The sequence below is a fragment of the Rheinheimera texasensis genome (assembly GCF_964031785.1).
Lineage (GTDB): Bacteria > Pseudomonadota > Gammaproteobacteria > Enterobacterales > Alteromonadaceae > Pararheinheimera > Pararheinheimera texasensis_A.
Genome location: NZ_CAXIRE010000022.1, coordinates 243,200 through 266,144, shown reverse-complemented (window position 1 = coordinate 266,144; position 22,945 = coordinate 243,200). Strand labels below are relative to the sequence as shown.

The 22,945-nt window shown below is 51.4% G+C and carries 17 protein-coding genes; 9 read left to right on the top strand and 8 right to left on the bottom strand.

The features are described from left to right. The first annotated feature begins 63 nt into the window (after positions 1-63). Positions 64-1,101, top strand: coding sequence for an alpha/beta fold hydrolase (locus ABNT34_RS17980; protein WP_348734107.1), 1,038 nt, complete (start codon positions 64-66; stop codon positions 1,099-1,101). Here ABNT34_RS17980 and ABNT34_RS17975 read toward each other — a convergent pair. Genes ABNT34_RS17975 through agaR form a run of 4 tightly spaced genes read right to left on the bottom strand, consistent with a single transcriptional unit; the run spans position 1,087 to position 5,312 of the window. Further along, positions 1,087-1,998, bottom strand: a complete 912-nt coding sequence (locus tag ABNT34_RS17975) for an ROK family protein (RefSeq protein ID WP_348734105.1) — start codon at positions 1,996-1,998, stop codon at positions 1,087-1,089. The genes ABNT34_RS17980 and ABNT34_RS17975 overlap by 15 nt on opposite strands. After that, on the bottom strand, positions 1,998-3,161 hold the full coding sequence (locus ABNT34_RS17970) for a tagatose-6-phosphate ketose isomerase (RefSeq protein WP_348734103.1): 1,164 nt from the start codon (positions 3,159-3,161) through the stop codon (positions 1,998-2,000). Before ABNT34_RS17970 ends, ABNT34_RS17975 begins: the two co-directional genes overlap by 1 nt. A gap of 22 nt (positions 3,162-3,183) precedes the next feature. After that, complete coding sequence (locus ABNT34_RS17965) at positions 3,184-4,527, bottom strand: D-tagatose-bisphosphate aldolase, class II, non-catalytic subunit (protein ID WP_348734101.1); 1,344 nt, start codon at positions 4,525-4,527, stop codon at positions 3,184-3,186. An 8-nt stretch (positions 4,528-4,535) separates the two neighbouring features. Further along, positions 4,536-5,312: a transcriptional repressor AgaR gene (agaR, locus tag ABNT34_RS17960; protein ID WP_348734099.1), complete on the bottom strand. Its 777-nt coding sequence runs from the start codon at positions 5,310-5,312 to the stop codon at positions 4,536-4,538. 444 nt (positions 5,313-5,756) lie between these two features. Here agaR and ABNT34_RS17955 point away from each other — a divergent pair, with 444 nt between their 5' ends. From ABNT34_RS17955 to ABNT34_RS17930, 6 genes are all read left to right on the top strand, one after another. Then, positions 5,757-8,582 carry a TonB-dependent receptor gene (locus ABNT34_RS17955; protein WP_348734097.1) on the top strand — a complete coding sequence of 942 codons (2,826 nt, stop codon included), beginning with the start codon at positions 5,757-5,759 and terminating at the stop codon, positions 8,580-8,582. Positions 8,583-8,822: 240 nt separating this feature from the next. Continuing rightward, the gene (locus ABNT34_RS17950) at positions 8,823-9,536 is read left to right on the top strand and encodes a hypothetical protein (protein ID WP_348734095.1); all 714 of its coding nucleotides are present in this window, start codon (positions 8,823-8,825) and stop codon (positions 9,534-9,536) included. Positions 9,537-9,654: 118 nt separating this feature from the next. Further along, positions 9,655-10,566, top strand: a complete 912-nt coding sequence (locus ABNT34_RS17945) for a glycosyltransferase (RefSeq protein ID WP_348734093.1) — start codon at positions 9,655-9,657, stop codon at positions 10,564-10,566. A gap of 155 nt (positions 10,567-10,721) precedes the next feature. Next, a complete protein-coding gene (locus ABNT34_RS17940; protein WP_348734091.1) occupies positions 10,722-14,021 on the top strand; it encodes an NPCBM/NEW2 domain-containing protein in 3,300 nt (1,099 codons plus the stop codon). Positions 14,022-14,125: 104 nt separating this feature from the next. Further along, a complete protein-coding gene (locus ABNT34_RS17935) occupies positions 14,126-14,854 on the top strand; it encodes a PepSY domain-containing protein (protein ID WP_348734089.1) in 729 nt (242 codons plus the stop codon). A gap of 86 nt (positions 14,855-14,940) precedes the next feature. Further along, the gene (locus tag ABNT34_RS17930; RefSeq protein ID WP_348734087.1) at positions 14,941-15,168 is read left to right on the top strand and encodes a DUF2789 family protein; all 228 of its coding nucleotides are present in this window, start codon (positions 14,941-14,943) and stop codon (positions 15,166-15,168) included. An 8-nt stretch (positions 15,169-15,176) separates the two neighbouring features. Here ABNT34_RS17930 and ABNT34_RS17925 read toward each other — a convergent pair whose 3' ends face one another. Continuing rightward, positions 15,177-16,487 (bottom strand): hypothetical protein, encoded by a 1,311-nt coding sequence (locus tag ABNT34_RS17925; RefSeq protein ID WP_348734085.1) that lies wholly within the window; start codon positions 16,485-16,487, stop codon positions 15,177-15,179. A gap of 223 nt (positions 16,488-16,710) precedes the next feature. Here ABNT34_RS17925 and ABNT34_RS17920 point away from each other — a divergent pair, with 223 nt between their 5' ends. Next, a complete protein-coding gene (locus ABNT34_RS17920; RefSeq protein ID WP_348734083.1) occupies positions 16,711-18,753 on the top strand; it encodes a diguanylate cyclase in 2,043 nt (680 codons plus the stop codon). A gap of 18 nt (positions 18,754-18,771) precedes the next feature. Here the strand turns inward: ABNT34_RS17920 and ABNT34_RS17915 are convergent, their stop codons facing one another. Continuing rightward, the gene (locus tag ABNT34_RS17915; RefSeq protein ID WP_348734081.1) at positions 18,772-19,539 is read right to left on the bottom strand and encodes a transporter substrate-binding domain-containing protein; all 768 of its coding nucleotides are present in this window, start codon (positions 19,537-19,539) and stop codon (positions 18,772-18,774) included. A gap of 106 nt (positions 19,540-19,645) precedes the next feature. Here ABNT34_RS17915 and ABNT34_RS17910 point away from each other — a divergent pair, with 106 nt between their 5' ends. Next, positions 19,646-20,392, top strand: coding sequence for an outer membrane protein OmpK (locus tag ABNT34_RS17910; protein WP_348734080.1), 747 nt, complete (start codon positions 19,646-19,648; stop codon positions 20,390-20,392). A gap of 78 nt (positions 20,393-20,470) precedes the next feature. Here ABNT34_RS17910 and tdh read toward each other — a convergent pair whose 3' ends face one another. After that, complete coding sequence (tdh, locus tag ABNT34_RS17905) at positions 20,471-21,496, bottom strand: L-threonine 3-dehydrogenase (protein WP_348734079.1); 1,026 nt, start codon at positions 21,494-21,496, stop codon at positions 20,471-20,473. 9 nt (positions 21,497-21,505) lie between these two features. Further along, positions 21,506-22,702 (bottom strand): glycine C-acetyltransferase, encoded by a 1,197-nt coding sequence (locus ABNT34_RS17900; RefSeq protein WP_348734077.1) that lies wholly within the window; start codon positions 22,700-22,702, stop codon positions 21,506-21,508. Between the last annotated feature and the right edge of the window lie 243 nt (positions 22,703-22,945).

The following is a 22,945-nucleotide window of genomic DNA, read 5'->3' as shown; positions in this document are numbered from 1 at the left end:
TTTGTCGCAGCGACCACGTTTACAACCGGCATGCTGCACAGAAACATTGCCGGGGACACCGTGATGAAATTAATGCTGTGTTGTTTATTGCTCTGCAGTTGTGCGCTGCAGGCCAGTTCGCTACCAAATGGATCCGGGTTATACCCGTTACCAGACGGCGCTTTACATATCCGACAACTAGAGCCCGCCAGGCTGAAAACACAGCCGGTGGATGTTGCAGTACTGCTGATTGCCGGGCCGAACGAACATTTTTTTGCTGACAGTGGTTTTTTTGCTTTGCTGCAGCCGGTATTGGCGCAGCAGCACCGCACTTATGCGGTGGACCGGCAAAGCAGTGGTTTCAGCTCAGACACCACCACGCCGTCATACCGTAAATTCGCCAGCGATTTAGCACAGGTGCTGCCGCAGTTACAGGCCAAAAAGTTTCTGCTGGTCAGCTTCGCCAGTGGCAGCATCACAGCCCGTCTGCTGGCTGATGATCCGGCCATAGCCCCGCGGCTGCACGGCCTGTTACTGCTGGACCCGGACGTCCCCACTCCGGCCGCACTCGAACTTTATAATGGCGCGCCGGCCGACTGGTACCGGGCGCATCTGCAAGAACTACTGCCAGAACTGGCCAAAGGCGTCTGGAACGACAGAACTGCCCAAAAAATCAGTGCAGAACTGCAGCAGATCCGCCAGCTAGTGCCGTCGGCACAGCAAACACTGACCGACTGGGACTATCTGCAACAACTGCAGGCCAGCCGCCTGCCAGTGAACCGTCAACAGGCCAGAGCGATAGAAATTGCTGAGTATCAGGCTGATTTAGCGGCTTATACCCAAACACTCTGGCAGCAGAGTGCTGTGCCGGTGTCGGTGGTCGACAGTGATTTTGAAGCGCCTTTGATTGCAGAGGCCAAAGAAGACAAAGCCCGTCTGGCGCGCTGGCGACAAGACGGGCTGGAATTTGCTGCCACTTTGGCGAAAAACAGTGGCGGCCGGTTTGTCGCTTTGCCGGCACAGAATCATCTGCTGATGTTCAGCCACAGCGCTGAGCTGGCGCAGCTGATTGACGAACTGGTGGCCGCTCAGACAAAGCCGCTTGATTCAGCCAGCCGCTAAGCGGGCACCCAAAATCGCCGCACCACGTTCACCACTGGCCGCGCCAAACTCAGCGCGGCGCAGCGGCGGCACTTCCACCCCGGCAAACAGATGGCGGCTGATCGCGGCCGGTAATGCTGTGAAGATTTCATCTATGTCAGACAAACCACCGCCCAATACCAACACGTCCGGATCATAAGCCAGTACCTGTGCTGCTAAGGCCGCGCCCAGCGCATCGAGATAACAGGCAAAACACTGCTGCGCCAGTGCATCACCGGCGCGCAGCGCCTGCAACCAGTCGTAAGTGGTCACTTCGCGTTGACTAAAATGCCGGTAAAGCCGCGCCAGACCAGTGCCGGAAATATAGGTTTCCGCACAACCGTCCAGGCCACAACCACAGCGATACAGCGGCAGCTGATATTTGGCCAGCACCCGGGCCGCAATCGACTGATGGCCGAGCTCGCCAGCCAGCTGATGCCGGCCCTGATAGAGTTCACCATCAACACAAAGGCCACCGCCGGCACCGGTGCCCAAAATCACGCCAAATACCCGACGATGCCCGCGGCCAGCACCAAGCAAAGCTTCCGACAACACAAAAAGCCGGCAGTCATTGCCAATGGCGACCGGCCGCTGCAAACGTGCTGTTAAATCAGTGCCCACCAGCTGTTGATTCAGACAAGCGACATTGGATGAAGTCACCAGTCCCTGTGGCGCCACCACGCCAGGCAAAGCAATACCCACCGCGGCTTTGTGGCCAAATTTCTGGTCCGCCAGCGCCACCTGCGCACTGACAGTTTGCAAAAACACCGCATAATCATCGGTCGGCGTCGGTACACGCCAGCGCTCCACCAGACTGAAATCCGGCCGGAATACCGCCATTTCAATTTTGGTGCCGCCAATATCCAGACCATAAATCATCAGGCTCGCTCCGTAAGTGTCGGGATAAACGGATATAAAGTCACGCCCTGCACCACCCGGTTGACTTCGCCGGTCGGACACGGATTATCCGGCGAGATCTCCAGCTGCAACGCTTTAAAAAATGCCAGCGTCTGGCAATACACAATCAGTGGCAAGGCCAGCCAGGCGTCTGTCAATAAAGCCGCACCGCGACAGTTATCCAGCTGTACCAGCCGGCAATAGGCCGCCCGGCGGTCACGCTGCACTTCTTCATATAAATCAACATCGTACTTTGCGGTATAGGGGTCGTTCGAACGCAAAATAAACACTTGGGTCTGCGCATTCACCACCGACTTCGGCCCATGGCGGAAGCCAAGGCTGCTTTCATAAAAACTGCTGATTTGGCCAGCTGTCAGTTCCAGGTATTTCAGTGCTGCTTCGCGGGCGATGCCGGCCAGGCCACCACTGCCGACAAACACCACACGCTCGGCTGGCAATTCGGCCTCGGCACGGATTGCCGCACTTTGCGAAAGTAACTGTGCTGTGACGTCGATAGTGCTGTCGAGCTGCGCCTGCTCTGGCTGAAACAGCCATAAAGTCGCCAGATACATGCCGGTAAAACTACTGGTCATAGCAAAACTGCGGTCATGACAAGCATCCGGCAATTGCAGCACTTTACTCTGGTGATGCGCCTGGCCGTATTGCGCCAGTTGCCCGACGGCGTTACAGGTGATGATCAGATGCCGGCAGTCCGGCAGCAGCTGGTCCGCCAGCTGCACGGTTTTCAGACTTTCCGGGCTGTTGCCGGAGCGGCCATAACTTATCAGTAAAGTCGGATATTGCCCCAGCAGGTATTGCGCCGGATTGCTGACTAAATCCGTGGTGCTGATAGCCTCCAGCCGCTGGGTTGCATGCGGTAGCCTGACCGAAAGCGCCGGTAACAAGGCCTGGCCAATATAAGCCGAAGTGCCGGCACCGGTCAGAATAATGCGCAGACCAGATTCGGCCAGCTGAGTAGCAAACCATTGGCGCAGTTCGTTGTCGGCATTGATTTGACTGATAATTTGCTGCCATACCTGCGGCTGCTGGCCAATTTCGCGTGCCGTCCACTCGGCGGCCGCTTCACGTAAGGCCGCAGCACTCAGGCCCAGTGTTGGTGTATCTGTAAAAGAAAAAGGTACCACAATATAACTCCCGGACCAGATTTCAGGCTGCTTGCGCAGGCAAAGACAGTGGATGTGCCAGACCACAGGCGCTGGCGTACATCTGCAGCACTAGGCGGATATGGTGCTGTATCAGCGCTTGCGGTGCCGGCGTCAGCTGGCCATTCAGCACAGCCTGGTATTGCTGCGGCATAAACTGGCTGAGGAGCGGCAACGGAATTTGGCTTTGGCTCAGGTTGTCGAGTAGCCGGCTCACCGCCTGCTGTAAGGCCGGCTGCTGCCAGTAATAACGAATGCGGTCGCTGTAGCTGTATTGGCGCAGTAGCTGTTGTTCCAGCACATTACCGGGGTAAAATTTTTGCCAATAACCCGGCTGTAACTGCATCACCCGCTCACAGACGGCAATCAGATGCGACTGCTGCTCGACCGGCACCAGTTGCTGTTCAATATAACAAAGCGCAAACAGCGCTTCGCGCAGGGCAAAAGTCAGCTGAGGGCCCACTTTGAGAATGGCAAAATGCTGCTGTACCAGCTGCTGATACCGGCTCTGTGGCTGAAAATCGGTGGAATGGGCTTCAAACACCAGCTGCGGATCTTCAGCAATAAAATCAGCCAGTTCTGTACTTGCTAACGCATCAAACAAATGTACTTTGGTGTTATCAAACTCAACACCGGGCTGCACCACCACGGCAATGACTTTTTGCCAGACGTCCGCGCCTAAACCCAAAGCCGCAAAAGCCTGTTGATGTAAATGAATAGTGTTTTGCACATTGCCCACAGCCGTTGGCTGAAGATGTTGTTCCAGGCTGCTGACGCCGCCGGGCGCCGGCACTTCAGTGCCAATCACATAACAAAGCTGCGCCGGAGCTGACCGGCTTGCTGTCGTTTGCTCAGCTAAGGTTTGTTCTGCCAGCGTTTGTTCAGCAACCTGGCACAACCGCGCCGCACGCGCAGCAATCAACGCGTCCGGCAGCGGCTTGGGGTCATCAGCACAGGGCATACTGGTATCGAGGTGAATTTTGCAAAAACCGGCGCGGACAAAAGCCGCAATTAAGGTTTCAGCTTTGGCCATCGCAGCAAGGGCCGGCAATGCGGTCCAGCACACCGGGCCTAAATGGTCGCCGCCAAAACACAGCTGGTTGGCGGCAAGGCCCTGCTCGGCCGCCATGTTGTGGACAAAGGCAATAAAATCAGCCGGTTGCATACCGGTGTAGCCACCGTCCTGATTGACCTGATTGGCAGTGGCTTCAATCAAAAGCAGCGATTGATCCGCTTTAGCCTGTTGGATGGCTGCCTGCAGCACCATAGGGTGCGCCGAACAGACCGCGTAAATCCCCTTGCTTTGGCCTTGTTTATTGGCGCAAAGCAGTTCAAGCAAAGCGTTCATACCTCTCCTTATGGACTGATCACATGCACTTGCACCCCCATCCGGGTCAGCTCTTCGACATACAGCGGCGGAATACCACTGTCGGTCACCAGCGTATGCACTTGCATCACACTACAAATCAGATGAAAACCACGACGGTCAAACTTGGATGAATCGGTGACGACTATCACTTCGCGCGCCACTTCACACATCAGCCGGTTCAGCGTGGCCTCGGCTTCAAAATGGGTCGACAGGCCGGTTTTTAAATCAAAACCATCCACCCCTAATACCACTTTGTCGAACTGATAGTTTTTCAGCGCCTGCTCGGCCTGAGCACCATAAAACGACATCGATTTTTTTCTGAGCGTGCCGCCGGTCATCATCACTTCGACTTTGTCGACCTGCGACAATTCCAGCGCGATATTCAGACCATTGGTCATCACAATCAGGTTTTTATGCTCACGTAAATTCGCTGCCACTTCTTCAGTGGTGGTGCCGGAATCAAGGATGATGCGTTCGTCATCTTTGATCAGCTCGGCTACAGCGCGGCCGAGCCGCTGTTTTAGTTCCGAGTGTTTCTGCCGCTTTTCTTTTAACGACAGCTCGCGGCTCAGGTCATCGTTGACCATAGCGCCACCGCGGGAGCGCACCAGCAGCCGTTTGCTGTCCAGCACCGCCAAATCACTGCGGATCGTCACTTCAGACACGCCAAAGCGCTGCGACAATTCCGCCACCGACACTTTGCCCTGGGCGTTGGTCAGCCGGACTATTTCCTGCTGCCGTTCAATGGTATTTAAGGCTTCCACCTCGTCTCCCTGCCCGCTGCCGGGCTGTTGCGTTGTACCTTACCAGCTAAAACAAAACTTTCAATATCTTTCGATTTATTTCTTTTGCTGAATTTCTGCTGACTTCTTCAGAACTATCAGCGTTTAATTTTTAATTAAAAACTAAACAAAGCATTTAAATCAATGGTTTATGGCATTTAAAAACTTAAAAAGACAAGATCTGGTCTAACTTTCAGATCTATTCGAATCTGATTTTAGCGCAAAATCTTCTAAACGAAAGCCAAATATAACTTGCGATAACTTTCAATCAAGGATTATAAAGATTCTCGAAAGGTTTTGATATTTGTCATTCGTTTACTCCAGCCGACAAACTGGGCTTTCGTTGCAGTTTACGCCAACTGACGTTCTGACGATATCAGCTTTCGAAATATTCAAAACAAAAAATAACCACAGCGTGGAGGGACTATGTCACAGGGTACATTTCGATATCACAAGCTGGCGCAGCTGGTGATGCTGGTGATGCTGGCCATACTGGCACCGCAGCAAGCTTTCGCAGCAGACGCCGACAGCGACAAACAAAAGCAGAAAAAAGCCAAAACTGAACAAGTCGAAAAAATTCAGGTCACCGGCATTCGCAGCAGTATTAAAGAAGCCTTGTTTATTAAACAAAATGCGGTGTCGGTGATCGATGTGGTCGTCGCCGAAGATATCGGTAAGTTTCCCGACGAAAACCTGGCAGAGGCGCTGCAGCGCGTGCCCGGTATCACTATCACCCGTAACGGTGGCGAAGGCCAGAACGTTATAGTCCGCGGCATGGGCGAAGGCTATAACGTGACCACGATCAATGGCCGCAAGCTGGCGTCTGAAAGCAGTGGCCGCGACTTTAACTACGATACTATCGCGTCAGAGCTGGTGAATACTCTGGCAGTTTATAAGTCACCAGAAGCACGGCTGATTGAAGGTGGTATTGGTGCTGTCATTGATGTTCAGACCAGAAAACCACTGGATTTAGGCGGTTTTACCCTGACAGGTTCCGCCAAAGGTATTTATGAATCACGCACCAGTGACGTGCATCCGCACGCTTCGATGCTGGTCGGCGATATTTATCAGGACGGCAGCCTTGGGGTGTTGCTATCTGCCGCCTATTCGCGCAAAACCTTACGCAATGATACTTATGAAGCTGCCGGCTTTTATGATCCGGCAGAAAATGTCACTGATGAAGCCACCATTGGTGTTGATCAGAATAAAGACGGCAATATTGGCCCGAATGAATTGTTCCCGTCGAAAATTCCGGGTTATATCTATTTTTCCAACGAACAGGATGTCCGCGAACGTACCGGTGCCACTTTGGCAGTGCAATACCAGCCGAATGACCGATTTGAATTATTAGTCGACGGCTTGTACAGCCGCTACACCACTGACGGTGCCAAGTATCAGATTGGTCTGGTGAACTATGATGAATCCTGGACGCCGGGCACACCGGTATTTACCGATGCCGTGTTTGGCGAAGATGGCCGGGTTGTATCCGTCAAACAAAGCAATAAACCTATGGTGGAGCTGCTGAATCTGTCTGAACCACGACAAACGGATACCTGGATGATGGGCGCCAACAGTAAATGGCAGCTGAGCGAACAATGGCAACTGGTTGCTGATGTATCGCATTCCGAAGCTCAGGATAAAAACGACGGCGATAATAAATTTATCGTTGCGCGCGGCTTTGTTGATTCTATTGCCATTAATTACAACACCGGCAATAAAATCCCCGACGTGGTACTGGCACCTGAATTAAACGCCAATCAGAATTTCGGCGCACACTACAGCCGCAATACCGGCACCGGCGTGAAAGACAGCATTGACGATGCCAAAGTGTTTGCCGAGTTTGCGCCAGCCGACAGCTGGTTCAGCAAACTCGAATTTGGTCTGAACTATGTCCGGCAGGAAAAAAGTCAGCAGCAGTACGCCTCAAAAAATCCGAGTATGTTCAGTCGCGGCGGTTATTACCTGACGCAAAACAAATTTGCCTTTGATAGCAGCACGGTATTTAAACAAGGTGATTTTGAACTGTTTAAGATCCCACAAAGCGCCTTCCGTCCGGCTAATTTCAGTAAATTCCTCGATGGCGAACCGGGTATCCATCCAGCGCCGTGGCCAAGTTTTGATTACGATGCCCTGCTGGCTTATTACCGCAGCATTAACGCAGACGCTGCTAATCTGAACATAGTCCCAAGCCTGAATCAGGCCGGTGCCTTTACTATCACAGAAGCCGTCAGCACCGCCTATATTCAGCTGAAAATCGAACAGGAACTGGCCGGCCTGCCTTATATGCTGAACCTTGGTCTGCGCGGCAGTCAGACTGCAGTCAGCTCGGACGGTTTTGTCCAGGACCTGGCGTCCATCCGGCTCGACGATAAAGGCCAGCCAATTGGCAACGCCTGGCGGCAAACCACGCCGGTCAGTCATGATGGGGATTACAGCAAGATCCTGCCAAGCCTGAACTTTAAACTGAATTTGCGCGACGATTTGTTGCTGCGTTTGTCCGCAGCGAAAGTCATGAGCCGGCCTAACCTGGACTATTTAAAACCTTGGGTCGCGCTGGACTTCACCAACCGCAAAAATGGCCTGCCGCAGCTCACCACCGGCCAGCCGGATGTGCCACCTGAACTGGCCAATCAGGCTGATTTAACGCTGGAGTGGTATATCGCTGACAGCAGCCAGCTGGCGGGTGGCCTGTTTATTAAAGATATTCAGTCCTTTATAGAAACCAGCGGTGTTGCCGGTAATGACTATGGCAGTGCTTATTACATCAACAAACCAAAAAACTCGCCGTATGGCGCGAAAGTCAAAGGCGCAGAGATTGCCTGGAGCCAATCACTGGAGCAGCTGCTCAGTGCCCCCTTTGATGGTCTGGGGTTCCAGCTCAATTACACTTGGGTCGACAGTGAATATGACGATCCGAAACGCCGGCATTTGCCATTCCAGGACATGTCAAAAAATGCTTATAACGCAGTGATTTATTATGAAAAAGACGCTCTGCAGGCCCGGCTTGCTTACAACTGGCGTGGTAAATCACTGCGACTGGCGGAAGACTGGGGTGGCCCAAGCTGGATAGCGGCTTACGGTCAACTGGATGCCAGTGTCAGTTATGATTTGAACAAACACCTGACCCTGTTTGCCGAAGCGTCGAATCTCAGTAACGAAAGATATTGGGGTTATGTCAAACAACCGGATCAGGTCAACTGGCTGGAACGTTTTGGTACTCAGGTTGCTGTCGGCGCGCGCGGCAATTTCTAATCGGCAATCACTGACAGCAAGCATGTGAGTACATCTTCACATACTTGCTGTCCAGCTATTGAATGGCAATGGTAAATTGCTTGCCGCGTATAGGAACCAACCAAAATAATACTCCTTTCGCTATTCAGAATTAATTTAATTCAGCAGTGTGGCATTTTATTTTACTATTGTTATTTTTGTGTTTGACTAATGTTAATTTTTTGATTATTTTAATTTTTGAAATCAACGAAGGAGTAAAACATGAAATACCTATTTGCCTCATTAGCGATTTTTGCATCCAGTCCAATTTTCGCAGCCCAAGATATACACCTTGAAAAGAAAACCGAAAAAAATATCCAATTAACAAAGCACATTATCGACTTGGGGATTGCATCACATTTAGGACTGAATGAAGAGCAGTATCAACAACTAGAACGATACCTTTCAAATGATATAAATTTATACTCAGAACTCAACATTACACCACTAAACCAAGAGAATGAATATGAAGAGTTCATGAAAAATTATCATCCAGAGAATATCAGCACACACATATACAAAGAAAAGCTAATTCAAAAATTAAACGAAAAAGAAAGAATTATCGCTGAGCATTTGAAAATATCAGTAAGTGACCTAAGACAGATAATAATCAGCTATTACGATTATAAGTCTTTAATTGATACATTGGGCCGCCAGGGCGCACAAGAACAAATAGACAAATCCGAACAACTGTTTAACCCTACATTGTGTGGCCCGGTTATAAGTCTTAACATCAGCGGATTCAGTAGTGCGGCATCCACTGTAGAGATAACATTTGCTTTTGAGAGCCGTGGGCTTGGTGGTTCATTCAGTTCAGACTATGCAACAATAGTTGACAGAAATGGTAACTCCCAAGTATTCCAAAAAAGCAGGTTCAGTAGCGTAGCTTTCAGGGCGCCTTCAAGTGTACAGAGATCATGTATACCGGCCGGTTAGAAATATAAAGGGTGGCTATGCATAGCCACCCTAAAGCACTTAGTATTTAGTCATTAGTGGGCATAGATTGTGAATCTTATGTCGTCAAAAATAAGAACTGGCACATATGCAGAAAATAGTGAATAGCACTACATTTATCATAACCGTATATAATGAAGGGCCAAATCTTGAAAAAACATTGAAAAGCCTCCGAAGCTCGGTAAGAAGTGGCGCAGATATAATCGTTGTAAATGATTTTTCAACCGATAGCTGGGATTATCAGGTTTCATGCAATAAATACAATGCTACATTAATTAACAACGATATTAGATTTGGCGTCGCAGCCAGCCGGGAACTCGGTATAGAAACAGCCAAAACCGAGTTCGTTTTCATAACTGATGCCCATATGAAGTTTCCCACTGATAACTGGCTCACTAAAATCGAGAAAAGAATAAAAGAAAACCCTAGAGGAATTTACTGCACCACATCAGTTAAAATAGATTGCAATTTTAACTATATTGAAAATAAAAATAAACTCCGCGGGGCTTATATCGTATTTGAGTCTTCACCAATCTACCAGCCTTTAACTCCGGTTTTCTTTGAAGATAACAAAAAAAGACATGAAATACCATGTATTCTTGGAGCAAACTATGCCATGTCAAAAGAATACTACAATAGAATAGGCGGATTAAAAGGCCTGCAGCACTGGGGAGGAGACGAATTACTGCTGAGCGCAAAGACATTCATTGAAGGAGGAACGTGTTTCTTAATTAACGAAATAGAAATAGGACATCTTTACAGAGAAAAATTCCCTTACAGCATTGACGAAAACAAAATAAACGCAAACAAAATATTTATTGCAAAATCTCTTTTTGAAAACCCACACGAATACTTAAAAATGCTTACAAGCAGAATGAAAAACCCAGAAACCGCTCTAAGCATGATTGATGAAAATGAAATCTCACACACCAGAGAACTAATATCAAAAATAAAATCAAGAAACATGATTGAATTTATACAATTCAATAATTATTGCCGATTCAACAGTTAGGCATTTATCAAACTTACGTTAAACGCTATATTTAATCTATTCAAAAATACAATAGAATTACATTATCTGAGGAATGCTGAAAAATGCTAACATTGGCTGCTAAGTTGCTGCAGGATAACCAATTTAAAAGACGCCCACTTGCTGGTGCGCTTACTATGCTGCTACTGACGGCGCCCATAGCCAACGCGGCACCAGTTGGCAATCTGACCGCACTGCAACCACAAGCAAGCTCGGTACAACTTTCCACCGACGCCAATGTCGCTGTGACAATTCAGCTGTTAAAACCTGATTTACTGCGCATCCGCGCCGGCCTCAATGGCACGCTGACCGACGAAGGCAGCAAAGCCGCGCCTATTGTGCTTAAAACCGACTATGCGCCTGTGCCTTATCAGCTCAAAGATCTGGGTGATTATCAGCTGGTCAGCACCGAAGCCATGGCGCTGCGTATCTATAAAAAGCCTCTGACTTTTGCCCTCTATAAAGCCGACAACCAGACGCTGATAGTGCAAGAGCTGCAGCCGCTTGAACTTAATGACAGCAAAGGCAGTGCGCAAAGCGTGCAGACTTTAAGTACCGCGCCGGACGAGCGCTTTTACGGCGGTGGTCAGCAAAATGGTGCCTTTGAATTTAAAGGCAAAAGTATGGAGATTTCCTATTCCGGTGGCTGGGAAGAAGGTGACAGACCAAGCCCGGCCCCGTTTTACCTGTCGAGCAAAGGCTACGGCGTGCTCAGAAACAGCTGGGCTAATGGCAGCTACGACTTCCGCTCAGCTGAGTACCTGAATTTATCGCATCAGGACGGCCGCTTTGATGCTTATTTCTTTGCCGGCGGCTCCATCCAGGACGTCTTAGCCGATTACACTGAGCTGACAGGTCGCGCTAAGCTTATTCCGCGCTGGGCCTTTGAATATGGCGACGCCGATTGTTACAACGACGGCGACAACGTGAAAAAACCTGGCACAGTGCCAGATGGCTGGACTGACGGCCCAACTGGCACCACACCGGATGTCATTGAAACTGTTGCGAAAAAATACCGCGAACACGACATGCCGGGCGGCTGGATTTTACCTAACGACGGCTACGGTTGCGGTTACACCGATTTACCCAAAGTAGTCAAAGGTCTCGCCAAATATGGCTTCAGAACCGGCCTTTGGACTGAAAACGGCGTGGATAAAATCGCCTGGGAAGTCGGCACTGCCGGCAGCCGCGCGCAAAAACTCGATGTGGCCTGGACCGGTCAGGGTTATCAGTTTGCCTTAGATGCCAATAAAGCCGCCGCCGACGGCATTCTGCATAACTCGGACTCACGGCCATTTTTATGGACTGTGATGGGCTGGGCCGGCATGCAGCGCTACGCCGTGACCTGGACCGGCGACCAGTCCGCCAGCTGGGATTATATCCGCTGGCATATTCCAACGCTGATTGGCTCCGGCTTGTCCGGTCAGGCGTACGCCACCGGCGATGTCGACGCCATTTTTGGCGGCAGCCCTGAGACTTATACCCGTGATTTACAATGGAAAGCCTTTACGCCGGTGCTGATGGGCATGTCCGGCTGGTCGAAAGCGGCGCGCAAACACCCCTGGTGGTATGACGAGCCCTACCGCAGCATCAACCGCGATTATCTGAAACTGAAAATGCGCCTGACGCCTTATATGTACACGCTGGCGCGTGAGACCGAACAAACCGGCGCGCCTATAGTGCGCGGTCTGATGTGGGATTATCCGCACACGCCGAAGGCCCTGACCGAAGCGCATAAATATCAGTTTTTACTCGGCCGCGATCTGCTGGTGGCGCCGGTCTATCGCTCGCAAACCGCTAGTCAGGGCTGGCGCAAAAACGTGTTTTTACCACAAGGCCAATGGGTTGATTATTGGGATGGCCGTGTTGTTGACGCGCCTGTTGCGGGTCAGCAACTGGACTATCAGGTCGATTTAAAAACCATCCCGCTGTTTGTCCGCGCCGGTGCCATTATTCCGATGTATGACGCCATGTTATATGACGGTGAAAAACCCAAAGATGTGCTGACACTGGATATCTACCCGTTTGGCGACAGCGAATTCACGCTATATGAAGATGACGGCAACAGCCGGCAGTATCAGCAAGGGGCTTTCAGTACGCAGCAATTCAGTGTCAAAGCGCCTAGTTTTGCCAGCAGCAAAGCCGGCGATATTCAGGTCGATATCGCGCCGGTGGCCGGCCAGTATAAGGGCCAGGAACAAGCGCGGGTTTATCAGCTGCAACTGCATAGCCGGGTCAAACCCGATGCGGTACAGCTCAATGGCAAGCCATTGCCGGCGCTGTCTGACGCAACAGCTTTTGCCAAAGCCAGCAGCGGCTGGTATTTCAGCAACGAAAAATACGGCGTGGTACATGTCAAAACCGCCAAAACTGATATCCGCCAGACGCTGAGTTTCAATGTACAAATCAACGGCGCTTTAGGCCTCGTTACAACAGCCGGTTATACCAAAGCACCGGATCTTGGTAATGAAATCGCTGCCGACAGCATTCTGGTGCTGAACCGGCCGGCGGAGGAATCGGGTCATGTGCTGGAAAACGCTTTTGACGGCAAACCCGGCACCTGGTTTCGCACCAAACGCGACCAGTCGCTGAAAACCGGCGCGCATGAATTCACGCTGGCTTTGGGCGAACGGCGGATGGTAAACGGCTTTGAAATAGCACCACGCAATGACCAGCATTGGCAATATGGCCAGGTCGCCGATTATGAGGTTTATCTGGGCGAGAATAATGGCGAATGGGGTGAGCCAGTGGCGCGTGGGCGTTTGCAAAAACTGCAGCAAAAACAAAAGGTCGAGTTTGAAGCAAAGCCCGGCAGTTTGTTCCGCTTCCGGATCTTAAGCACACAAGATCAGGCCGAAGCAGACCCAATGGTGACAGCCGCGGCACAAGGCAGCGCCAAAGCCTACAACGCTTTGTTGCCAAAAGTGGTAAGCCCGATTGCGATTTCCGAATTCCGCGTGCTGCAACAACCGGAGCCGGAAACAGAACCAGTTCAGCTGTTTTTAGCCGAACAAAAAACGCAGCGAAGCGATAACGCAAGTGGACCGGTCGAGCTGAACCAAAGCAATGGCGGCAACCAAGCTAAGGATGGCAGTGTGATGTCGATGAACGGGCTGAAATTCCGCAAAGGCCTTGGCGTCGCGGCGCAAAGCCGCATCGATTACCAGCTGACCGGACAATGGCGGTTGCTGCGGGCCGATGTCGGCATCGACGACAGCTGCCGCGATAAAGGCGGTGTGCAATTCCAGATTTATGGCGACGATAAGCTGCTGTACGACTCAGGCCTGGTACAAGCGCCGGCTGTGGTGAAACCAGAGCTGGATATCCGTGGTATTCGTTTACTGAGCCTGCGTACAGTCAACGGTAAGCCCGGCGTTTGTGCCAACTGGGCCAATGCTTCTGTACTTGGTTTTGCGGGTAAAGCGGGCAAGCTGTAACCTGAGCTGTGCAAAAAAAGCCCCTGCGACTTAATGTCGCAGGGGCTTTTTTATTTCCAGGCCGCTGTTAAAGTAGTTTTCTGATAAAAATCTGAGTCTTAGCAATGGTCTTTCCATATCTGCGCCGCGAACGCTTTTGGCGCCAACTGCACTTTTACTTCGGATTGCTGCTGTCTTTGCAATTGCTGGCGTGGTTTGCCAGTGGTCTGGTGATGAGCTGGTTTCCAATTGAACAAGTCCGGGGCGAACATTTGCAATCCCCTGCACCGGCAGCAAACTGGAATGACGCGCTGGTCACACCGGCCAGCGCCTTGCAGCAGGCGCCGGCGGAATTCCGACATGCGCAGCTAAGCCTGAGCCAACGCGGCGCTGAGCCTGTTTATCAATTGCAGCAAGATGACCAACAGCTGTTGATCAGCGCCTTGTCTGGTCAGGCGCTGGCACCTCTGAGTGACGCTGAAGTGCGGATGCTGGCACAACAACGCTACCAAGGGACAGGCACAGTGCGCAGCGCCGAATGGTTAACGCTGGCGCCTGCTGAAGTGCGTGGCTTGAAGGCGCCATTGTGGCAGGTACAGTTTGCAGATGCCGAACACACGGCTTTTTATTTCCATCCGGTCACTGGTCAACTGTTGCGGGTGCGCACTGACACCTGGCGCCTGTACGATTTCTTCTGGATGCTGCATATCATGGATTACGAGGACCGCAGCGACTTTAATCATCCGCTCCTGATCATCAGTGCCGGCAGTGCGCTGGGGTTTACCTTTGGTGGTTTTGTGCTGCTGGGGTTTCGGCTGGCACGGCTTCGTCGCCCCAGCTTGCCGACCGGTTAACCCGTCCGCAGCGAAGGAACCGATAGACCTCTATACTGTCAGAAATTATCTGTACAGGTTTCAATCAAAGACAGTAGAGGTGCGACATGGATACCAGCAAACATAATTTGTATACCCTGTTCGACCAGCTGGGTTTACCCAGCGATGATGCCAGCATTGAACGCTTTGCCCGGCATTATCGCCTCAATGACGGCCAGTATCTGTATCAGGCAGAGTTCTGGACACCGGCACAAGCCAGCTTTCTGAAAGATGCCTATCAACAGGATGCGGAGTGGTCGGACGCACTGGACCAGCTGAACGGCTTAATGCGCTGACGCAAACGTCAGCGCCCCAGCTGATACAGCGGTAAGGCGTTTAAACGTCGGTCGATTTCTGCCACCATCTGTTGATAAACCGCGGAATCGATCGACTGATATTGCTGCTCAAACATTTCTTGCGGCAAGCCTTCCGGCAGCCGGCTTTTACTTGGAAACAATTCTTGTTCGGTGCGCTCAGTCGTCGCAAAAAACTGCTGCAACGCCCGCGCCGATTCCGGTGTCGCAACGGCCAGACGGGCAAAGCGGATGCCGGCACGGTCCGCCAGCAAATCAACAAAACTAAAACCGCTGCCACCTTTTAACGAATCGAGTAATTCCTTTGCTTCGCCGACCGCCGACGATAAACGCTGACTGCCAAGCACCTGCAAAGTCGCTGAATAAATAAAATGCTGTTGTAAATCTGGCCGGCGTGCCAGTGTCACCCTTGGGGTTTTGCCCTGTGGATTGGCTTTGACTTCGTTGACCAGCAGCTGCAGGTTGCGCCCACCCAGCAACTGCGCCAAGGCAAGGATCACGGCCTGATTTTCCCGCACCGCCAGCTCAGGTTTAGCCTCGCTACGCTTATCTGCTTCACGCAACAACAGCTGCAGATAATGAATGAGGCTTTGCGACGCCGCCGACTGCTGGCTGTGTTGCAGCGCCAGCGCATAATAATGCTCAATCAGCTCTTTCTGGTCTTCATCGCGAAACCATTGCTTATACAGGTTCAGCCCCGAATGTTTTAATGCACTGAAACTGAAATCGGCGGATTTATTCAGTTCCACCTTCACCGCATCCTGCTGTACAGTGACAGAGCGGACTTTCGCCAGCAATTCTGCGCCTTGCCCCGGTCCCCACACCTGATCAGCCACCCAACCCAATAAACCAAGCGCCATGCCGCCCGGTAAAGTCAGGCTGCCGATTTGCACTTTTTTTAACTGCAACGGACCAACCGAAGGTTCAATCTGTAAATGGGCGTTGACATACCAATGCCAAGAAAACAGCTGCAAAGGCATCGTCATCAGAATGGTTAAACCGCTGTCGTTGATCTGCGTTTTGCCCTGGAAGCCAGGCAAACTGCGGCTCGCGATGGTAAAAGCAGCATTGAGCTCGTCAGCATTAGTCTGGATCACCAGCTGCTGACCAGGGTCTCGCATTGATTGGTTCAGATTATTCAGCAATTGCTGGCTGTTACGCACCGCTGCCGCATTTAGCTGGCCGGTTTCGTTTAACAAAGGCGCACGGTCGAGCAATAACCAGGCGACACACAACACCAAAGTGCAGAGTAACACTGATAAAGTCAGGAGCTGGCGAAACAGATGCTGGACGGCCTGCATCAAAAAACCTCTTGAGCCGCAAAGGCCTTTATCTTACCAGAAGGATTTACCGCAGGGCGAAGATTTCCGGCCTGGCAAAATTTGTAACTAAATTTTTCGCAAACAAGGGCTTGGCACTACCGCTTTGATGCTATTTCTGGCTAAGATAACAACAAAGCCGCAGATGCGAAGTGCCGGTTACCAGAGCACTACTACTATTAAAAGAAATCGCTGAGGAGCTCGTTTGAAGCCATTGTTAACGCTGTTTGGTGCTTGTCTTCTTTTATGCAGCCTGCTGCACTCTGTCGCCGTTGCCGATCCGCTGGACGTTGAACTCGACAATTATCTGCAACTGACCAACGAACAACCTGCACAGGCCTCCGCTTTTATCCGGGCTTTGGAAGCGAAGCTGACACCGTCCACCGCGGCCATTACCAGAGCTCGACTGTTGTCCTATCTCGGCAGTGACTACCGCGAACAACAGGATTTTGCCAAAGCGCAGCACTATATCGATTTAAATCTCGAACTGGCGGAACAAAGCCAAAGTGAAGATATCCGCACTGAAGCACTGACCGACCAGCTGGCGTTATACCGGGCGCAAAACCAGCCAGGCAAAGCCCGCGCACTGGTTCCACAGTTGCAGGAAGCACTGAGTGGCGCCAATCTGGAGCGGGTACGTTATTACGCTGCCAATACGCTGGGTAGCTTTTTGCAGGCGGAAGACCGTTATGACGACGCGCTGCAGGCGTATTATCAGGCTTTTCATGCCATTGAAAATTCCACTCACCCGCGCACAGCGGTACGTAAAATCTATCTGCAGGGCGCTATTGCCGGTCTGAATACAGTATTGGCGCAATATCAAAAAGCGGATGAGCTGCTGCAGACGGCGATTAAACAGGCCCAAAGCGAACCGGCGCTGAATTTTATGTTGCCGGATTTATACCTGCAGCTCGGCGTAAACCATGCATCGCAGCAGCAATTTAAAGCCGCAGAGCAAGCTAACCAACAGGGCTTGCAATGGGCGCGTCAGCTCAATAACACGCTGTCCGCTGCGACGCTACTGAATAACATCGGCGACTTACGGCTTAAACAAGGCCAGTATGCGCAAGCGGTACCGCTCTTTACCGAAGCAAAGCAATTGGCCGAACAACTGCATTACACAGCTATGGTGCTGACCGCAGATTTTAATCTGGGTTATATCCAGGTCTTACAGGGCAAACAACAGGAAGGTCTGGCACAGATGGCGGCTATGGTTGCAAAAGCCCGGGAGCTGCAACTGCCTGACACCGACCTGTTGAGTTATGTCGGTGAGCTGGCCGATGCTTATGGCATCGCCAAAGCCCATGCCGACGAAGCCCGCCTGCTACGCGAATACAATGTACTGAGCCAGAATATCTTTAAGACTGACCGCGACCAGGAAATCAGCGCGCTACAGGAAGCCTTTTCCGCCAAAGAAAAAGCCAAACAAATTGAAAGTCTGGAACAGCAAAACAAACTCAGTACCGCTGAACTGGCACAAAAGCAACTGCAACAACGGGTGATGTTATTGTTTGGCCTCGTGGTGTTGTTAGCCACCGCTTTGTTGTATTTGCTGTATCGCAAAGTGCGCAATGCCAATCAGCAATTGCGTCAGGCCAACGACCAGCTTGCTTATAACTCGTTGCACGACCCGCTGACCGGCTTGCTGAACCGGCGTTCATTACACGAATTTATGCAAAAGCGCACCGAACAGGGTGAGCGTCGGCAATTGCCCACCGCCAATACCGACGGTTTTATCCTGCTTGATATCGATTATTTCAAACATATCAATGACCATCATGGCCACGCTGCCGGTGACGCCGTGTTAATCGAAATCGGCCAGCGGCTGAAACAGTTAACCCGCCAGGGCGATATGGTGCTGCGCTGGGGCGGCGAAGAGTTTTTAATAGTACTGCGCAATCTGAATCAGACTGCCCTGACCAATTTCACCAACCGGGCCTTACAGGTCATTGGCAGCACACCGGTCCCCTATCAAAACAGCAGCATTCCGGTCACGGCATCAGCCGGCTTTTTGACCTTGCCATTTGCCGGTGTTGACGAAAGCCAGCTGAACTGGGAAAAAGCGCTGAAACTGGCCGACATGGCCTTGTACATGGGCAAAGTGCACGGCCGCAACCGCGGTTATGGTCTGGTGGCGCTGCACCGGCCTTATGAAGAACTCAAAACCCAGCTGGAGACCGACCTGAGTTTGCCGATTGAACAAGGCCATCTGGAAATTACGCTGGTGCTCGGCCCACCGCAAAATTAAACCCGCCGCAAAACTGAATTACAGCGGGTTCAGCTCACAAGGTGGTGGCGCAGCGGCGGTTGCATTACCAAAATAACGCTCCTGCAACAGGCTATAAACCGCAGAACGCTGCACTTGCTGTAACGCCTGATTAAAAGCACTGGCCAGATCTTTACTGCGAAACGCGGCACGATAAAAGGTCGGCGCAAACAGCGGATGAATTTGTACCTGCCCACCCTGCTCGGCCTTGTTGTTGTAATAATGGAAGATGTTCATATCCATCACCACCACCTGCACCCGCTGTTTCTGCAACATCTCAACCTGGGTGCGCTGATCCACGGTCTCGCGGTAACTGGGTGATGTCAGTGCGATGCGCTGATAAGCGTCAGGCAGCACCTGCACCGCATTCTGAAACGCCAAAATAGAGAATGGTGCTAAATCGGCCACGTCGTTTAAGCTAATTTGATTCGCCGCCAGCGTAACGGCAACATTCTGGTAGCGAATATAAGGACAGCTGTAGAAAATTTTTGGATTGCCTTCGGCTTTTTTTTGTAGCGTGGCAATGTCGCCGATGCCCTGCTGCAACAAAGTGAAGATACGTTTGTTCGGTACATAAGTGAATTCTGCCGGCAACTGCATCACCCGGGCAACTTCACGCAGCAGCTCTATTTCATAGCCATCCGAACTATCCACCTGAATGTAAGGCGGCTTGTTCATACCGACCAACACCTGCAGCGGTTTATCCGCCAGCGCCGCGTCAGCCCAACTTCCAGCGAATAACCATAGTCCGGCAACCCAAAGACGCATGACAGACCTCATTTTTAAAGCGGCAATAACAGAAGCATAGCGGAGCAAATGGCGCGCACAAGCATGCTGACTATACTGCAACAATCAAGGTGTTACGGAGAGCCCCATGAACTCAGGCCGTTTTATGTCTGGTCTAGCCATTTTGCTCCTTAGTGTTGTTGTATGCAGTGCACAGCCGCTTAGTGCTGAGGTACTTTGGCAGGACTTTCGCCTGACCTATTTAAACGGCAGCCATTACCGGCTCGGCGACCCGAACCGTCAGGTGCTGACGATTGAACATGCCGCAGCCACCAGCTGGGGCGACAGTTTCTTCTTCTTTGACCATATGAAATACGCCAATGGCCAGCACAGTAACTACGCCGAACTGCAACCCCGCTTTAGCCTCGGTAAAAACGGCTGGCAGCTCAAACCCGGCGGTTTAATCAAAGATGTGTTGCTGGCCAGCCATATCGAAATGTCGTCGCAACGTACCAATTTACTGTACGGCGTTGGACTTGATTTGGCGGTCCCCGGTATGAAATTTACTCAGCTGAATTTCTACCGGCGCAACAACGAACAGCTCGCCGATAACTGGCAGGCAACTTTGGCGTGGGGCGCGCCCTTTCGTATAAGCGGGCAGGCGTTTTTGTACGACGGTTTTATTGACTGGGCCAGCGGCAGCATCGATCAGCAGACCAACTTTAACTGGACCTCGCAGTTCAAGTGGCTGGCTAGCGACATGTGGCAAGGCAAAAGCCAGGTTTGGCTTGGTGTCGAATATGTCTGGTGGCGACACAAGTTCGGTGTCACCGACAGCCCGCAGTTGCGCAGCCACGAGAATAACGTCAATTTCCTGCTGAAATGGCATTTTTAGCCAGGGTTGTTGATGTTTGGTCAGCAACACAAAAACGCCGGGTGATCCCCGGCGTTTTAAATTTGGTTCGAACGGGAATTATTCCCAGTTCAGCACCACTTTACCGCTCTGGCCAGAGCACATAATGTCAAAGCCCTGCTGGAATTCAGCAACCGGCATTTCGTGGGTGACAATAGGCGTTAAGTCCAGACCGGACTGGATCAGGCTCGCCATCTTGTACCAGGTCTCAAACATTTCACGACCATAAATGCCTTTAATTACCAGGCCTTTAAAAATGACTTTGTTCCAGTCCACCGCCATATCCGATGGCGGAATACCGAGCATCGCAATTTTGCCGCCGTGATTGATGGTATCGAGCATAGAGCGGAAGGCCGAAGGCACGCCGGACATCTCTAAACCGACATCAAAACCTTCGGTCATGCCAAGCTCAGTCATCACGTCATTGAGGTTTTGTTTGCTGACATCCACGGCGCGGGTTGCGCCCATTTTCATGGCGAGTTCCAACCGAAACGGATTCACGTCAGTGATGACGATATGGCGGGCGCCAACATGACGCGCCACAGCCACGGCCATAATGCCAATAGGGCCAGCACCGGTGATTAATACATCTTCGCCGACCAGATCAAACGACAGCGTGGTGTGCACGGCATTGCCGAACGGGTCAAAAATCGCGGCGATATTATCCGGAATATTGTCCGGAATTTTAAAAGCGTTAAACGCCGGGATCACCAGGTATTCAGCAAAGGAACCCTGACGGTTCACGCCGACACCAATAGTGTTACGGCACAAATGTACCCGACCGGCGCGGCAGTTGCGGCAATGGCCACAGACTAAATGACCTTCACCGGAGACGCGGTCGCCCACAGCAAAACCACGCACTTCCGAGCCCATGCCCACCACAACACCAACATATTCATGGCCCACCACCATGCCATGCGGAATGGTTTTTTGCGCCCAGTCGTCCCACTTGTAGATATGGACGTCAGTGCCACAAATGGCAGTCTTTTTGATTTTGATTAAAACGTCGTTTGGCCCGACTTCCGGCATCGGCACTTCGGTTTGCCAAATGCCCGGTTCTGCTTTTAATTTTGCTAATGCTTTCATGTTGTTACCTTAAGAAATCACGCCCATGTCTTTACCGGTGCGGATAAAAGCGGCAATGGCTTTATCCAGCTGCGCTTTACTGTGTGCCGCCGAAATTTGCGTGCGGATGCGCGCCTGGCCTTTTGGCACCACCGGGAACGAGAAGCCGACTACATACACACCTTGCTCCAGCATACGGCGGGCAAATTCACCGGCCACTTTGGCATCGCCCAGCATCACCGGAATAATCGCATGGTCTTTGCCAGCCAGTGTGAAGCCTGCCGCCGTCATCTGTTCACGGAAATAGGCCGCGTTATCCCAAAGTTTAGCTCTGAGCGCGTCGCCTTGCGCCAGCATGTCGAGCACTTTAATCGACGCCGTGACAATAGACGGTGCCAGACTGTTCGAGAACAAATACGGCCGTGAGCGCTGTCTGAGCCACTCAATGATTTCTTTTTTGCCTGACGTGTAACCACCGGACGCGCCGCCTAAAGCTTTACCGAGCGTACCGGTAATAATGTCAACGCGTTCTAACACGTCGCAGTATTCATGAGTACCACGGCCGTTTTTACCAACAAAACCGACGGCATGGCTGTCATCAACCATCACTAAGGCATTGTATTTGTCCGCTAAATCACACACGGATTTGAGGTCAGCAATAACGCCATCCATCGAGAACACACCGTCGGTGGCAATCAGTTTAAAACGCGCGCCATTGGCATCGGCTTGTTGTAACTGCGCTTCGAGTTCCGCCATATCATTGTTGGCGTAGCGATACCTTTTGGCTTTACATAGCCGCACGCCGTCGATGATCGAGGCATGGTTCAGCGCATCGGAGATCACTGCATCTTCGGCGCCTAAGATGGTTTCAAACAAACCGCCGTTGGCGTCAAAGCAGCTCGAATACAAAATGGTATCTTCGGTACCCAAAAACGCACTGATGCGCGCTTCTAAAGTTTTGTGGATATCCTGAGTGCCGCAGATAAACCGCACTGAGGCCACACCAAAACCGTGGCTGTCGAGGCCTTGCTGCGCCGCAGCAATCAGTTCAGGTGAATTAGCGAGGCCTAAGTAGTTGTTGGCGCAGAAGTTTAACACTTGCTCGCCGTTGACTGTAACATCAGAGAATTGCTGCGACGTGATGATCCGCTCGCCTTTGTACAGGCCTTCGGCTTTGACGTCATCAATTTGGTGTTGGATATGGCTGAGGAACGCGGAATTGCGCATAAAGCCTCCTGTTGGGACATTGGCTATATATTATTATCGAAAGCATTCGAAATCATTATTTATTTTCGATAAACAACAAATCGCTGCTTCATTAGAATTTGCTGCCGATTGTACCGTAAAGAATCAGCTATCGCAGTGAATTTGCGGCTGGTCGGTGCACAACCGGAACAGTTCAGGCGGAATGAGGAATCTGGCACGGCTCTAGATACAACAAAGGCCGCTGCTGCGGCCTTTGTTCGGTCT

Excerpts from the sequence above, each read along its gene's own strand:
- ABNT34_RS17980 (WP_348734107.1), top strand. The coding sequence starts at position 64 with ATGAAATTAATGCTGTGTTGTTTATTGCTCTGCAGTTGTGCGCTGCAG.
- ABNT34_RS17975 (WP_348734105.1), bottom strand. The coding sequence starts at position 1,998 with ATGATTTATGGTCTGGATATTGGCGGCACCAAAATTGAAATGGCGGTA.
- ABNT34_RS17965 (WP_348734101.1), bottom strand. The coding sequence starts at position 4,527 with ATGAACGCTTTGCTTGAACTGCTTTGCGCCAATAAACAAGGCCAAAGC.
- ABNT34_RS17955 (WP_348734097.1), top strand. The coding sequence starts at position 5,757 with ATGTCACAGGGTACATTTCGATATCACAAGCTGGCGCAGCTGGTGATG.
- ABNT34_RS17950 (WP_348734095.1), top strand. The coding sequence starts at position 8,823 with ATGAAATACCTATTTGCCTCATTAGCGATTTTTGCATCCAGTCCAATT.
- ABNT34_RS17940 (WP_348734091.1), top strand. The coding sequence starts at position 10,722 with ATGCTGCTACTGACGGCGCCCATAGCCAACGCGGCACCAGTTGGCAAT.
- ABNT34_RS17935 (WP_348734089.1), top strand. The coding sequence starts at position 14,126 with ATGGTCTTTCCATATCTGCGCCGCGAACGCTTTTGGCGCCAACTGCAC.
- ABNT34_RS17930 (WP_348734087.1), top strand. The coding sequence starts at position 14,941 with ATGGATACCAGCAAACATAATTTGTATACCCTGTTCGACCAGCTGGGT.
- ABNT34_RS17925 (WP_348734085.1), bottom strand. The coding sequence starts at position 16,487 with ATGCAGGCCGTCCAGCATCTGTTTCGCCAGCTCCTGACTTTATCAGTG.
- ABNT34_RS17915 (WP_348734081.1), bottom strand. The coding sequence starts at position 19,539 with ATGCGTCTTTGGGTTGCCGGACTATGGTTATTCGCTGGAAGTTGGGCT.
- ABNT34_RS17910 (WP_348734080.1), top strand. The coding sequence starts at position 19,646 with ATGAACTCAGGCCGTTTTATGTCTGGTCTAGCCATTTTGCTCCTTAGT.
- tdh (WP_348734079.1), bottom strand. The coding sequence starts at position 21,496 with ATGAAAGCATTAGCAAAATTAAAAGCAGAACCGGGCATTTGGCAAACC.
- ABNT34_RS17900 (WP_348734077.1), bottom strand. The coding sequence starts at position 22,702 with ATGCGCAATTCCGCGTTCCTCAGCCATATCCAACACCAAATTGATGAC.